At 29.3% G+C, this 14,532-nt stretch carries 10 protein-coding genes and 2 pseudogenes; 9 read left to right on the forward strand and 3 right to left on the reverse strand.

Annotation, left to right across the window (positions count from 1 at the left end; all coding sequences use genetic code 11):
- The first annotated feature begins 1 nt into the window (after position 1).
- The 8 genes and pseudogenes from BUA62_RS07040 (at position 2) to BUA62_RS07075 (ending at position 10,745) form a co-directional block, all read left to right on the forward strand.
- Positions 2–1,651, forward strand: a complete 1,650-nt coding sequence (locus BUA62_RS07040; protein ID WP_072864909.1) for an alpha-amylase family glycosyl hydrolase — start codon at positions 2–4, stop codon at positions 1,649–1,651.
- A 136-nt stretch (positions 1,652–1,787) separates the two neighbouring features.
- The gene (gene aroF / locus BUA62_RS07045; RefSeq protein WP_072864911.1) at positions 1,788–2,606 is read left to right on the forward strand and encodes a 3-deoxy-7-phosphoheptulonate synthase; all 819 of its coding nucleotides are present in this window, start codon (positions 1,788–1,790) and stop codon (positions 2,604–2,606) included.
- Complete coding sequence (gene aroA / locus BUA62_RS07050; protein ID WP_072864913.1) at positions 2,603–3,874, forward strand: 3-phosphoshikimate 1-carboxyvinyltransferase; 1,272 nt, start codon at positions 2,603–2,605, stop codon at positions 3,872–3,874. Before aroF ends, aroA begins: the two co-directional genes overlap by 4 nt.
- Before the next feature lie 270 nt (positions 3,875–4,144).
- Entirely contained in the window at positions 4,145–5,980 is a 1,836-nt protein-coding gene (locus BUA62_RS07055; protein WP_072864915.1) for an ABC transporter substrate-binding protein, read from the forward strand.
- A gap of 139 nt (positions 5,981–6,119) precedes the next feature.
- Positions 6,120–7,157, forward strand: a complete 1,038-nt coding sequence (locus tag BUA62_RS07060; protein WP_072864933.1) for an ABC transporter permease — start codon at positions 6,120–6,122, stop codon at positions 7,155–7,157.
- Positions 7,158–7,792: 635 nt separating this feature from the next.
- A pseudogene (locus BUA62_RS11930) lies at positions 7,793–8,539 on the forward strand (ABC transporter permease); the annotation flags it as partial.
- Positions 8,540–8,556: 17 nt separating this feature from the next.
- Positions 8,557–9,564: an ABC transporter ATP-binding protein gene (locus BUA62_RS07070; protein ID WP_072864919.1), complete on the forward strand. Its 1,008-nt coding sequence runs from the start codon at positions 8,557–8,559 to the stop codon at positions 9,562–9,564.
- Complete coding sequence (locus tag BUA62_RS07075; RefSeq protein WP_072864922.1) at positions 9,564–10,745, forward strand: ABC transporter ATP-binding protein; 1,182 nt, start codon at positions 9,564–9,566, stop codon at positions 10,743–10,745. The genes BUA62_RS07070 and BUA62_RS07075 overlap by 1 nt, the downstream gene beginning before the upstream one ends.
- A 26-nt stretch (positions 10,746–10,771) precedes the next feature.
- Here the strand turns inward: BUA62_RS07075 and BUA62_RS07080 are convergent, their stop codons facing one another.
- From BUA62_RS07080 to BUA62_RS07090, 3 genes are read right to left on the reverse strand one after another with little or no spacing between them, the layout of a single operon-like run.
- Complete coding sequence (locus BUA62_RS07080) at positions 10,772–11,752, reverse strand: electron transfer flavoprotein subunit alpha/FixB family protein (protein ID WP_072864924.1); 981 nt, start codon at positions 11,750–11,752, stop codon at positions 10,772–10,774.
- Positions 11,753–11,763: 11 nt separating this feature from the next.
- Complete coding sequence (locus tag BUA62_RS07085; RefSeq protein WP_072864926.1) at positions 11,764–12,546, reverse strand: electron transfer flavoprotein subunit beta/FixA family protein; 783 nt, start codon at positions 12,544–12,546, stop codon at positions 11,764–11,766.
- Between the two features lie 9 nt (positions 12,547–12,555).
- A complete protein-coding gene (locus BUA62_RS07090; protein WP_072864928.1) occupies positions 12,556–13,695 on the reverse strand; it encodes an acyl-CoA dehydrogenase in 1,140 nt (379 codons plus the stop codon).
- 592 nt (positions 13,696–14,287) lie between these two features.
- On the opposite strand from BUA62_RS07090, the pseudogene BUA62_RS11690 reads away from it, so the two are divergent.
- Positions 14,288–14,532 (forward strand): annotated as a pseudogene (locus BUA62_RS11690) (IS21 family transposase); the annotation flags it as partial.

The raw sequence follows: 14,532 nt of genomic DNA on the forward strand, positions 1-14,532 counted from the left end.
TATGTTAGAACAAATAAAAGAATTATGGTTTGAAGTTTATCCTAAAAGCACAGAAAATAAATTAAATGAATTAATTGAATACTTGAAATCTGAAAAACAGCAATTTTCCGAAAAAGAATTAGATTCTGAATGGTATAAAAAGGCAGTAATATATTCACTTTATGTGGATTTATACGCAGGGAATTTTAAAGGATTAACTGATAAAATTGATTATTTGTCGGATTTAGGTATAAACACAATCTGGTTATTACCAGTTTTGGATTCGCCTCTAATGGATCAAGGATTTGATATCAGAGATTATTATAAAATTAGAAAAGATCTTGGAAATAATGAAGATTTCAAATTGTTTCTTGATAAAGCACATGAAAATGGAATAAGGGTAATATTTGATATAGCTATTAATCACACTTCAAATGAGCATCCGTGGTTTAAATCAGCTAAGAGTTCAAAGGATTCTCCATATAGAGATTATTATATCTGGAATGAAAATACTGAGAAGTATAAAGAAGCAAGATTATTGTTTAAAGGAATGGTTAACAGTAATTGGGAATATAATGAAGAAACAAAGGACTATTATTTTCACAGATTTTATCCTTTTCAACCGGATTTAAACTATAAAAATCCACAAGTACTAATTGAAATGATAAAAATATTGGTATTTTGGAAAAAAATGGGAATAGACGGTTTTAGAATGGATGCAGCCCCATTTTTATGGAAAGAAGAAGGATCAAATTGTGAAAATTTACCTCAAACACATGCAATATTAAAAATTTTTAGAAATTCATTAGATTATTTGGAAAAAGGTACAATATTAGTTGCAGAGGCTAATTTGAAACCAAGGGATGTAGTAGAATATTTTGGCAATGGGGATGAATGTCATGCAGGATATCATTTTCCATTAATGCCGAAGTTTTTTCTCACGTTAGCTGAGAAAAATTATATGTATGTTTTTGAAGCTTTAAAGGTAGAAAACACGCCAAATATTCCTGAAAGTTGCAGATGGTTTACGTTCTTAAGGTGTCACGATGAGTTAACTCTTGAATTTGTAACAAAAGAAGAAAGAGAAAAGATGAATAAATATTATTTAAAAAATAGGCTTTGGACGTTTAGAGAAGGCGAAGGGATTTCAGGAAGATTATATGAATTATTAGATAAAGATATTAGAAAAGTTTTACTGTCATTTTCTCTATTGTTTACCACAGAAGGTTCTCCTATTATTTATTATGGAGATGAAATAGCTTTAGAAAATGATTATGATTTTTACAATAAAATGATTGAAAAGACAGGTTTTAAAGATTCGAGATTTTTAAATAGAGGTCCTATTAATTGGGATGAAATTGAAAAAAATTTAAAAAACAAAAGTTCAAAAGAATATATAGTATTTAATACAGTAAAAAATATGTTGAAAATTAGAAAAGAAAACATAGAATTTTTTGAGCAAAAGGGTGAAGTTGTGCCTGTAAAGGATAAATCTATTTTTGTAGTAAAAAAGAGATTAAAGAGTAGAATGTTATGGGCATTTCATAATTTATCTGAGGAAAATAAGAGTATTGAATTGAAAAGCGAAGGTTTTGAGTTATTTAGTAAAGAAAAAATCTCAAAAATCAAATTGAAACCTTATGAATATTCATGGGTAATTTTTGAAGGTTAAAAAAAAGCTTGTGCAAAAGCACAAGCTTTTTTAATAAAAAATTACTATAAATTTTTAAAAATCGATGCTATAATAGTTTGTAAGATGTTTTTAGGTGTAATGGTTTTTAAAAAATAGTTTTTTATTGGAGGAGAAAATGAATTTGAAATTAGTGAATAGAAAATCAATAAATGGAAATACAATTATTGATTTAGGAAATGTAAAAATAGGGCAAGGTTATTTCACGATAATAGCAGGACCTTGCTCAGTTGAAAATAAAGAAATAATAGAGGAAACAGCACATTTTCTTTCAGAATTAAATATAAAAATAATGCGTGGAGGAGTTTTCAAACCACGCACTTCTCCATATTCTTTTCAGGGTTTAGGTAAAAAAGGACTTGAATATTTGAAATTAGCAGCAGAAAAATATAATTTGAAAGTAATTACAGAGGCTTTGGATGAAGATAGCTTAAAAATGGTGAATGAATGTGCAGATATAATTCAAATTGGTTCTAGAAATGCTCAAAATTTTGGACTGTTGAAAAAGGCAGGTAAATTAAATAAACCTGTATTATTAAAAAGAGGATTTATGATGACAATAGAAGAATTTTTATATTCTGCAGAATATATAGTGTTTGAGGGGAATAAAAATATTATATTATGTGAAAGAGGAATAAGAACTTTTGAAACTAAAACAAGAAATACATTGGATATTTCTGCAATACCCGTTTTAAAAAAAGAAACACATTTACCAATAATTATAGATCCAAGCCATGCGGCGGGGAGAAGTGATATTATTCCTGATTTAATAAAAGCATCTTTGGCAGTTGGAGCACATGGGATAATGGTTGAAATACATCCAAAACCTGAAAAAGCTCTGTCAGATGGAAAACAAAGTTTAAATTTTGGAAAGTTTAAGAAAATTATTGATGAAATACGTAATATATCAAAATGTTTTGGAGTTGAACTAATATGAAAATAATGCCAATAAAAAAAATAAGAGCAAAAATAAATGTTCCTCCAGATAAATCAATATCCCATAGAATTTTAATTTTATCATCATTAGCAAATGAAAAAAGTGTTGTATATAATATTTTAAACTCAAAAGATGTAAAAAGAACCTATAATATTTTAAAAAAAATTGGTATTAAATTTAAAGGTGATTTTAATAAATTAATTATTATTCCAAATAAAATAACCACACCAACACAACCTTTATACTGTGGAAATTCTGGAACAACAGCACGTTTAATGAGTGGCGTTTTATCCTCTAAAAACGGACTATTTATATTATATGGAGATAAATCGCTATCAAAAAGACCGATGAAAAGAATAATTGAACCATTGAATTTAATGGGAGCAGAAATAAAATCAAGAAATGGTGAAATGCCATTAATCATTAAAGGTGGAAATTTAAAAGGTATTGAGTATACAATGCCTATACCAAGTGCTCAATTAAAGTCTTCTATAATTCTTGCAGGATTAAATGCTAAAGGAGAAACTATTGTTAGAGGAGATAAAGGTTCGAGAGATCATACAGAGAGAATATTAAAATATATGAATGCAAAAATTGAAGTGAATAATGAATTTATAAAAATAAAAAAATCAGAATTAAAACCTATTGATAAATTTAATATACCAGGCGATTTCTCTTCAGCTGCTTTTTTTATTGCACTGGGGATATTGCATAAAAATGCTAAAGTTGAAATATATAATGTAAATTTAAATCCCACAAGAATAGGTTTTTTAAAAATATTGAAAAAAATGAATGCAAATATATATTATGAAGTAACAGAAAAATATCCAGAACCAATAGGTAAAATAGTTATTGAAACATCAAATGAGTTAGAAGGAATAAATGTACCTAAAGAGTTAATACCTAATGCAATAGATGAATTACCATTGTTAGCATTGGTAGCTACACAAGCTAAAGGGAAAACTATTTTAAGAAATGCTAAAGAATTAAGAGTAAAGGAAAGTGATAGAATAAAAGCTGTGGTAAATAATATGGAAAGAATAGGGATTAAGATTAAAGAATTAGAAGATGGATTTGAAATAGAGGGAAAACAGAAAATAATTGGTGGGAAAATAAAAACGTATAATGATCATAGAATAACAATGATGTTTTCAATAGCTGGACTTTTGAGTAAAGAAGGTATTGAAATAAATAATCCAAAAATAATAGATATATCTTTTCCAGGATTTTATAAAATCATAAAACATCTTGAAAAAGACGAATTTTAATGTGATTTAAAATAAAAGAACTTAAGAATTTTTCGATTTGTTTTTTAATTTACATTTTTTTTACAATATATTATAAGTAAAAAGTAGAACATGAAAGAATTTTCATAATAATTAGTATTTTTGGAATATTAAGATTTATTATAACGAAATATAAAAGATAATAACTTTAGTGAAAATTTACTCCAAAGAAATGTTCATAAAGTATTTGTAATTTTAATTTTTTTGTGGTAAAATATATCCGGAATAAATTTTATATAAGGAGGGGACTGTATGAAGAAACTTTTAGTAGTATTATTGTTGGTATTTTCTATCTTCGCATTTGCTGAAGTTAAGAACCCTGATACAATTGTTGATGTAACAATTGGAGAACCAGACACATTAGATCCTCATCAAGCATATGACACAGCAAGTGGTGAGGTAATATTTAATGTATATGATAACTTAATCGAGTATGTTGGATCAAGTTTAAGTGAATTTGCTCCAAGATTAGCAGAATCATGGGAAATCGATGGAAACACAGTTAAATTTAAAATTAGAAAAGGTGTTAAATTCCACAGTGGAAATGAATTGACACCATATGATGTTGAATACACATTTGAAAGAGCATTAATAGGAAACCCTGGTGGAGGGCCTATCTGGATGCTTTATGAAGTATTCTTTGGTGATTACTTTAGTTTAAAATCAGCAGTTAAAGGTTTAACAGGTCACAAATGGACAGATTTAGTAGATTCAGAAACAAAAGAACCTGTTAACGATGAAGCAAAACAAATATTGTTAGACTTCTATAAAAAATATATCGATTCAAAAGTAGAAGTTGAAGGGGATTACGTTGTATTCCATTTAGCAGCACCAAAAGTATATTTCTTAAATATCATTGCTCAAGGTTCATCATGGGGTGCAATTTTAGATAGTAAAGCTGCAATGGGATTAGGTTTATGGGATGGAAAAGCAGATGGATGGTGGAAATTCCATGATTGGAAAAAAGAAGATTCACCATTATATGCAAAAGAAATCGGTTCAGGTCCATATGAATTAGTAGAATGGAATAGAGCAGAGCAAAAGGTTACATTAAAAGCATTTGAAGAATATTGGAGAGGTCCAGCAAAGATTAAAAACGTAGTTATTTGGGGAGTAGACGAATGGTCAACAAGAAAAGCTTTATTAGAAAAAGGTGAAGCAGATATAGTTGCAGTACCAGCACAATACTTAAGCCAAATTAAAGGAAATCCAGATATTGAAATTATTGAAGGTTTACCAAGTGTATCAGTTACTACATTAAACTTTAACTGGCAAGTAAAACCAGATTCACCTTATATTGGAAGCGGAAAATTGGATGGAAATGGTATCCCAACAACATTCTTTGCAGATAAAAACGTAAGATTAGCATTTATTTATTCATTTGACTATAAAAAGATGATTGATGATGTATTAGACGGTTATGGAGAATTAGTACCAACAGCTATGCCAAAAGGATTTTTAGGTTATGATGATAATTTACCAAAACCAAAATTTGATTTAAAAGAAGCAACAAAATACTTCAAGAGAGCATATAGAGGACAATTATGGAGAAAAGGTTTCAAGATGACAATCCTTTATAATACAGGGAATGCTGCAAGACAGAAGGCTGCAGAATTATTAGCAGATTCTTTAAAGAAGATCAATCCTAAATTCCAAGCAGAAGTTAGAGGTGTTCAATGGCCAACATTCTTAGATGCTAGAAAAAATGGAAAAATGCCATTATACATCTTAGGTTGGTTAGCAGATTATCCTGATCCAAATAATTTTATTTACACATTCTATCACAGTGATGGTGATTATGGTTATTACTTTGGTGAAAAATATGCAGAATTTGCAAACAAACCTCAAGCATTCTTTGGTGGAAAATCATTAAATGAAATGATCTCTGAAGCATCAGCTTTAACAGATCCTAAAGCTAGGGAAGAAATCTATATTAAAGTACAACAATTTGTAATTAGAGAAGGTTTAGGTGTTCCATTATATCAACCGATTGGCGTAAGGGTTCACAGAAAATGGTTGAAAGGTTGGTATCCAAATTCAATTAGACCAGGTGACGATTATTACCACTATTGGAAATCAGAAGAATAATAAGAAAACATTAATTATTTATTATTAATTTTAATTTAAGGGGAGGGGAAGACTCTTCCCCTTATTTTTTTGTTTTTTAATGTTATATTTATATGATATAATAAATTGGTTTATTAATAAAAGCTATGGAGGTGCTCGTATGACGGCGTATATTATTAGGAGGTTACTGTTATTACCTCTTATAATTTTTGGAGTTACTCTCATTGTTTTCTCTATGATGCAATTATTAGGAGAAGACCAACTGTTAGCTGCATATGTTGATCCTAATTCTTTAGACAAAATGTCTGTGGAAGAATTAGAACTTGTAAAAGAGAAGTATGGTTTAAACGATGATCCATTTACAAAATATGTAAAATGGATAGGATCTGTAGCTAAAGGTGATCTAGGTTGGTCTATAGTTGGTAAAGAACCAGTTAAAGATGCTATTATTAATAGGTTACCATCAACTGTTGAGTTGGCATTGTATTCTATATTTCCTATAATAGGAGTTGGGGTATGGTTAGGTGTTCAAGCGGCATTACATCGTAATAAATGGCAGGATCAATTAATTAGAATATTTTCTATTGTTGGTTGGTCATTTCCGGATTTTGTTTTTGGTTTAATAATCCTTATGGTATTTTATAGTTGGCTCGGATGGTTCCCCCCTGGAAGAGTTAGTCTGTGGGTTGAAAATGTGTTAAATTCCCCGGACTTTCATCAATATACTAAATTAATTACTATTGATGGTTTATTAAATGGAAGATTAGATGTGTTTTGGGATGGTTTAAGACATTTAATTGGACCTATTCTAACATTGTCATATTTATGGTGGGCTTATTTAATTAGAATTACAAGATCCTCAATGTTAGAAGTATTAAGCAAAGATTATGTAAGAACTGCAAGGGCAAAAGGGTTATCTGAAAGGGTTGTTATAAATAAACATGCAAAGAGAAATGCTTTAATTCCTGTTGCGACTGTTGCAGGGTCAATGATTATAGGATTAATAATGGGAGTTATAATAGTTGAGACAATATTTGTAAGACCTGGTATTGGAAGTTTTGCTGCAAAAGCAGCTGGACAACTAGATTATGCATCAATAATGGGTATGTTATTGTTCTCTTCGATATTGTTAATTGTTGGTAATTTGATAATTGACATATCATACGCATTAATTGATCCAAGAATTAGATACGAGTGAGGTGAGTTGAAGTGAACGAAGAAGTTAAAAGGGCTCTCAGGAAGTTCTATAAAAACCCATCTGCAATGTTAGGGGTAATTTTATTAATATTTTTTATTTTAGTAGCAGCTTTTGCACCTTTATTAGCTCCACCTCAAATTCCAATTGATCCTGAAATAGAAAATATGGAATCAATGATAGATGAATTAGAAGATACTAAAAATACATCATTAATAGAAGAATTAGTTGTATCTTTTTCTGATTATTATGACTTTACATATGGATTTTATTTAGATTATGCAGATGACATAAGAAATTTAGAAAAAGTTTTAAGCAATTATTTATCCAATAAAAATGATGAAAACTTTAATAAGCTAATAGAAACATTATCTCCATTAACAGAAGAATATATTTTAGATGAATCTTATTTATATAATTTACAAGATAATATAGATGATAAAAAAAAGTTTGAAGCAGCATTAAAAGATTTAGAAAATGGAATAAAAGCTTTTTTAGCAAAGGCAAAAAATGCTGAGAAAATGAAAGCTGAATTAGATGAAATAAATTCAAAAAATAATTCTGTAGAAGAGTTTTTACCAGCCGCAAAAAAATATTTTAAAGATTTAAAGAAATTATATATAAAGGATTTAAATTATGATCCATATTTAATGCCAATTGTGACTTATGAAAATACACCACAACCACCATCAAAAGAACATCCTTTTGGTATTAGTAATGGAAGAGATATATATTATGGTGTTGTTTGGGGGACAAGAACAGGGTTTAAAATAGGATTAATAGTAGTATCTGTAGCAACAATTGTGGGATTATTTGTAGGATCTATTTCTGCTTATTTTGGTGGTTGGGTTGACGAAGTATTAATGAGAATAACTGATATATTTATGTCAATTCCATTTATGTTATCTGCTATGGTTTTAACAACTATATTAGGGACAGGACTTGATAAAGTTATGATCGCCATGATAGTATTTGGATGGATGGGATCAGCAAGATTAATTAGAGGAAATATTTTACAGGCTAAAAACGATCAATATGTATTGGCAGCAAAAGCATTGGGAGTTAAAGATTCAAAGATTATAATTAAACATATTTTACCTAATACAATATTTCCAGTGTTAATACAAGCATCTATGAGAATAGGTTCTATGGTTATAACTGCAGCAGTGTTAAGTTTCTTAGGAGTAGGAGCTCCTCAAGGTTACGCTGATTGGGGATCAATACTTAATTATGCAAGAAACTGGATTTTAGGTGGTACAGGAGGAGCATTTCAATATTGGTATACAATAACCTATCCTGGTATTGCAATGGTATTATTTGTTTTAGCATGGAACTTAGTAGGAGACGCATTAAGAGATATCTTTGATCCGAAACTACGCGGTTAGTTGAAAGGAGGCAAATAATGAAAGAGCCAATATTAAAAGTAAATAATTTACATACATATTTTGATACAGAAGATGGCGAAGTAAGAGCAGTTAGAGGAGTTTCTTTTGATGTTCATGAAGGAGAAACTATAGCCATAGTTGGTGAATCAGGTTCTGGTAAATCTGTAACTTCGTTAAGTATAATGAGGTTGTTAGATGAAAATGGAAGAATCGCAGAAGGTGAAATAATATATAAAGAACAAGATATAAGTAAAATTCCTGAAGATGATATGAGACATATTAGAGGTAAAGAAATAGCTATGATATTCCAGGAACCTATGACAGCTTTGAATCCAGTTTTTACTGTTGGAGATCAAATAATAGAAATGATAATGCTTCATATGGGGATGGATGAAAAATCAGCGAGGCAAAGAGCAATAGATTTATTGAGAAAAGTAGGGATTCCAGAACCAGAAAAACGTGTAGATCAATATCCGCATGAGTTATCAGGTGGTATGAGACAAAGAGCGATGATTGCTATGGCGTTGTCCTGTAATCCAAAAGTATTAATAGCGGATGAACCTACTACAGCACTTGATGTTACTATTCAAGCACAAATTTTGGATTTAATGAAAGAGTTACAAAAAGAATATGGTATGGCTATTATATTTATTACACATGATTTAGGTGTTGTAGCTGAAATGGCAGATAAAGCTGCTGTTATGTATGCAGGGAAAATTGTTGAATATGGAGATATAGTTTCTATATTTAAAAAACCAAAAAATCCATATACATGGGGATTAATGCAATCAATACCAAAATTAAATGAAGAAGTTGATAGATTGATGTCAATACCTGGAACAGTGCCTAACCCTAGAAATTTTCCAAAAGGTTGTGGATTTTCTAACAGATGTTTTCTTGCTAAAGAAAAATGTAAAAATGAAATGCCAGAATTGATAGAAATTGAACAAGGACATTACTCAAGATGTTTCTATATTGATGAATTAACGAAAGAAGTAGAGAAGTCAAGGGTAGGTGAAAAATAATGTCTGAAAATAAAAAAGTACTTTTACAGGTTGATAATCTAAAAAAGTATTTTCCTGTTAGGGCAGGTGTTTTCAAAAGGGTTGTTGCACATGTTCAAGCTGTAGATGATATATCATTTAAAGTATATGAAGGAGAAACAATAGGGTTAGTTGGTGAATCTGGTTGTGGAAAAAGTACAACAGGAATGACTATATTAAGATTATTAAATCCAACATCAGGAAGGATTGTTGTTGATGAGATAGATACAACACCGTTATTTTTTCCAAAATCTAAAGTACGTAAATATATAAATGAGACTTATGTTGATAGATTTAATGAATTGAAAAATAAATATAAAAGCGAAGATGACGTTATAAAAAATCTTAAAGATGAAATAGATAAAAAATATGCAAAAATATTTTTTGATAAAGGATATAATGGTTTACATCAAGAAATGTTATCAAATTTAAATGAAAAAAGAAAATGGTTTAGAAGAAATATGCAAATAATCTTCCAGGATCCTTATTCTTCATTAAATCCTAGATTGAGAATTAGAAGTATTATTGCTGAAGGATTATTTACACATGGATTAGTCAAAGATGGGGCAGAAGCAACAGAAAAAGTAAAGGATTTGTTAGATAAGGTAGGATTATCTCCAGAATATATATATAGATTTCCACATGAATTTTCTGGTGGCCAAAGGCAGAGAGTTGGTATTGCAAGGGCATTAGCTTTAAATCCTAAATTGATTGTTGCTGATGAAGCGGTATCTGCCCTTGATGTTTCTATTCAATCACAGGTCATCAATTTATTAGAAGATTTACAAAATGAATTTAAATTAACTTATGTATTTATAGCGCATGATTTGGCTGTTGTGAAACATATTTCAGACAGAGTTGCGGTAATGTATCTTGGAAAAATTGTTGAATTGGCTGATAAAAAAGATTTATTTGCAAATCCATTACATCCATATACAGTATCGTTAATGTCAGCTATTCCAATTCCAGATCCGGAATATAAAAAGAAAAGAATAATTTTGCAAGGAGATGTTCCAAGTCCTATTAATCCTCCAAGTGGTTGTAGATTCCATCCAAGATGTCCTATAGCAAAAGATATATGTTCAAAAAAGGAACCGCCATTGGTTGAATTAGAAAATGGACATCAAGTTGCTTGTCATTTTGCAGGTCAGTTTAAAGGATAAAAAAATCCCGGAAATTCCGGGATTTTTTAATTTCTAATTTTTTCTTCTTTTAATTTGTTTATTAATTGAGGGATAACCTCATATAAATCACCAACAATACCAAAATCAGCAATTTTAAATATAGGTGCATCTTTATTTTTATTAATTGCAATAATGCATTTAGAATCTTTCATTCCTGCAACATGCTGTATAGCACCAGAAATTCCACATGCAATATATATTTTCGGTTTAACTGTTTTTCCAGTTTGTCCAACCTGAATTTCAGGGTTAGCCCATCCGGATTCAACAGCAGCTCTTGAAGCGCCTACACAACCATTTAGCAATTGAGCTAATTCTTCTAAAAGTTTAAAGCCATCCGGTTTTCCTAATCCTCTTCCGCCAGCTACAATTACGTTACTTTCAGAAATATCTTTTGATAATGAATTTTTATTAATAATATCCAATATTCTAATTAAGGGTTTATCATTTTTAAGTTCAATTTTTTCTACCTCATATTTAATATTTTCTGTTGGAACAGACATCTCAAAAACTCCAGGTCTTACAGTTGCCATTTGTGGAATATGTTCAGGACAATATATAGTTGCCATAATATTTCCACCGAAAGCAGGTCTAGTTTGCATTAGAAGTCCGTTTTCATCTAAATCAAGGTGTGTACAGTCTGCTGTTAATCCAGTATTTAATTTAGCAGCTAACCGTGGAGCTAAATCTCTACCAATATGAGTTGCACCAAATAATATAATATGAGGCTTTTTTTCAGTAATAATTTCAGCTAAAGCATTTGTATATATAAGAGTGTCATAATGTTCTATATTATTATTAAATAAATGTATAATCTTTTTTGCACCATATTTTGCAATTTCATGAGATAAATCAGTTTTATTTAAATAAACAGCAACTAAATTTCCTTTTAATTTAGTAGCTAATTTTTTTCCTTCATTTAACAATTCTAAACTAACTTTTTTTATAGAATTATTTTCAGTTTCTATATAAACCCATACGTCTTTCATGAAAAGCCCCCTTATATTAAATGTTTTTCTTTTAATTCGTTAATTAAAAAATCAATTTGTTCGGAAATATTTCCTTCTAAAATAATACTTTTTTTTGATATTTCAGGAGTAAATGTTTTTCTTACTTTTGTTGGGGATCCTTTAAGGCCTATAATATTTTCATCCAATTTTAATTTTTCATTAGACCATACTTCTATATTATCTTTACTACAAATATCAACTAATTTTTTTATATTCATATATCTCGGTTTATTAGCTTCTTTTAATATAGTAAATAAAACAGGAGGAGTAACTTTAATTATTTCAATAGTATTATCCATTTCTCTTTCTATAATAAATTCACTATTATCAAAACTAATTTTTTTCACATAAGTAACTTGAGGTATATTCAATTTTTCAGCAATTTGAGGTCCAACTTGTGCAGTATCACCATCAATAGCTTGTTTTCCTGTTAATATTAAGTCATAATCTAAATGTTTTATTGCTTCACTTAAAATGTTAGATGTAGCCCAGGTATCAGAACCACTAAACTTTTTATCACTTAATAATATTGCTCTATCTGCACCCATTGCTAAAGCTTCTTCTAGAACTTCTTTTGCTTGTTCTGGTCCCATAGAAATAACAGTTATATTTGCATTAAATTTGTCTTTTAGTTTTAGAGCTTCTTCTAAAGCAGCTTTGTCATCATAGTTCATTATTGAAGGAACACCTTTTCTTATTAATGTTCCCGTAATAGGATCTATTTTTAATTCAGTTGTATCTGGAACTTGTTTAATACACACAATTATATTCATAAATTCACCTCACTTTAGAATATTAGCAGCAATTACCATTTTTTGTATTTCGGTAGTTCCCTCGTAAATTTCTGTAATTTTTGCATCTCTCATCATTCTTTCAACATCATATTCTTTAGTATATCCATATCCTCCGTGTAATTGAACAGCTTTTCTTGTAATTTCCATTGCAATATCGGAAGCATAATATTTTGCCATAGCAGCCTCTAATGAATAATCATGATAATTCATTTTTTTTAATGCAGCATTATATACTAATGTTCGAGCAGCTTCTAATTTTGTTTTCATTTCAGCAATTGTAAATTGTATTGATTGAAATTTAGCTATGGGTCTTCCGAATTGTTCTCTTTGCTTAATATATTTTATCGTTTCATCAAAAGCGCCTTGAGCAATTCCCAGTGCTTGTGCGGCAATTCCAATTCTACCCCCATCTAAAGTTTTTAAGGCTATTTTGAATCCTTTATTTTCTTTCCCTAATAAATTTTCTTCTGGAATTATAACATTATCGAATATTAATTCAGCTGTTGCAGATCCTCTAATTCCCATTTTATTTTCTATCTTGCCTATTTTAAATCCTGGAGTATTTCTTTCAATAATAAAAGCAGAAATGCCTTTTGCGCCTAATTCTTTTTTAGTTGACGCAAAAACAATGTAAATATCAGCAGCACCTCCATTTGTGATGAATATTTTTGTTCCGTTTATTATCCATTTATTACCATCTTTTATAGCAGTTGTACTTTGATTTCCAGCATCACTTCCTGCATTAGGTTCTGTTAAAGCAAATGCACCAAGTTTTTCCCCTTTTGCTAAAGGCACTAAAAATTTTTCTTTTTGATAATCATTTCCATAATAATATATTGGCCAGCAAGCTAATGAGTTGTGAGCTGATAAAATAACCCCAGTTGTAGCACAATATCTTGAAATTTCTTCAACAGCAATAACATATGATAGGTCGTCAGCACCTGCGCCTCCATATTCTTTTGGTATATTCATACCTAAAAGATTATATTTTTTTAGTTTTTCGACATTCTCTTTTGGGAAGTTTCCAGTTTCATCGATTTCTTGTGCAATTGGTTTAAATTCTTTTTCTGTTAATTCACGTGTGGCTTTTCTAATTAATTTTTGAAGTTTTGTGAGTTGAAATTCCAAAGTAATTCCCCCCTAATTGTGAAATTTATAACTTTTATAAAATGAATTAATTCTCATATACATTATAATAAAAAAATATTATTAAAACATATATGAATTATTTCACAAGTATAAAGAAAGGTTAAAGATATATAAATAAAGATATATAAATAAAAAAGGCGGAGATTTCCGCCTTAATCAATAATTTTTTGAACTATTTGATAACCTAAATGTTTCCGTTCTCCTGACTTTGACAGTTGTTTTTTTTAGAAAAAGAGATAACGCTGAAATATAGCGAAAAATATCGATTGTTAACTTTTTATTAAAAGCAAAAGTGTCACCACACCCCCTAAATTTTATATTTTTCTTTAAATTCATTATAAGGTGTTATTATTTTTGGCAATGGGATATTTAATACTTTTAATATCTTTTGTCCTAACTTATTTATTTTTGTTCGGACTATTAAATGTTGTTTTGCTGTTTTAAATTCTATGTTTTCTGTAAATGGTAAAATAAAAAAGAACAAAAAGAGGAAAATAAAAATGAACAAAAATGTACAAAAAGGATAAAGAAATAATGGTATCCTTCTATTTCGGAAAGGAGGATACCAAAGATGGAGAAAGTAAAACAACAACTAGAAATAATAAGGATGATGGGAATGAAACCAAATTTTTCTGAATTAGGAAGAATATATGGATATGACAGAAGAACAATAAAAAAATATTGGGAAGGATATGAAGGGAAACCAAAAAAAAGAAATAAGAAAAGCAAATTGGATAAATATTTAAAGAGGATAGAAGAATTGTTATCAATAAAAGGAATTACAATACGAGCATTATATGAAAAATTAAAAGATGA

The organism is Marinitoga hydrogenitolerans DSM 16785 (assembly GCF_900129175.1).
Classification (GTDB): domain Bacteria; phylum Thermotogota; class Thermotogae; order Petrotogales; family Petrotogaceae; genus Marinitoga; species Marinitoga hydrogenitolerans.

Excerpts from the sequence above, each read along its gene's own strand:
- BUA62_RS07040 (WP_072864909.1), top strand. The coding sequence starts at position 2 with ATGTTAGAACAAATAAAAGAATTATGGTTTGAAGTTTATCCTAAAAGC.
- aroF (WP_072864911.1), top strand. The coding sequence starts at position 1,788 with ATGAATTTGAAATTAGTGAATAGAAAATCAATAAATGGAAATACAATT.
- aroA (WP_072864913.1), top strand. The coding sequence starts at position 2,603 with ATGAAAATAATGCCAATAAAAAAAATAAGAGCAAAAATAAATGTTCCT.
- BUA62_RS07055 (WP_072864915.1), top strand. The coding sequence starts at position 4,145 with ATGAAGAAACTTTTAGTAGTATTATTGTTGGTATTTTCTATCTTCGCA.
- BUA62_RS07060 (WP_072864933.1), top strand. The coding sequence starts at position 6,120 with ATGACGGCGTATATTATTAGGAGGTTACTGTTATTACCTCTTATAATT.
- BUA62_RS07070 (WP_072864919.1), top strand. The coding sequence starts at position 8,557 with ATGAAAGAGCCAATATTAAAAGTAAATAATTTACATACATATTTTGAT.
- BUA62_RS07075 (WP_072864922.1), top strand. The coding sequence starts at position 9,564 with ATGTCTGAAAATAAAAAAGTACTTTTACAGGTTGATAATCTAAAAAAG.
- BUA62_RS07080 (WP_072864924.1), bottom strand. The coding sequence starts at position 11,752 with ATGAAAGACGTATGGGTTTATATAGAAACTGAAAATAATTCTATAAAA.
- BUA62_RS07085 (WP_072864926.1), bottom strand. The coding sequence starts at position 12,546 with ATGAATATAATTGTGTGTATTAAACAAGTTCCAGATACAACTGAATTA.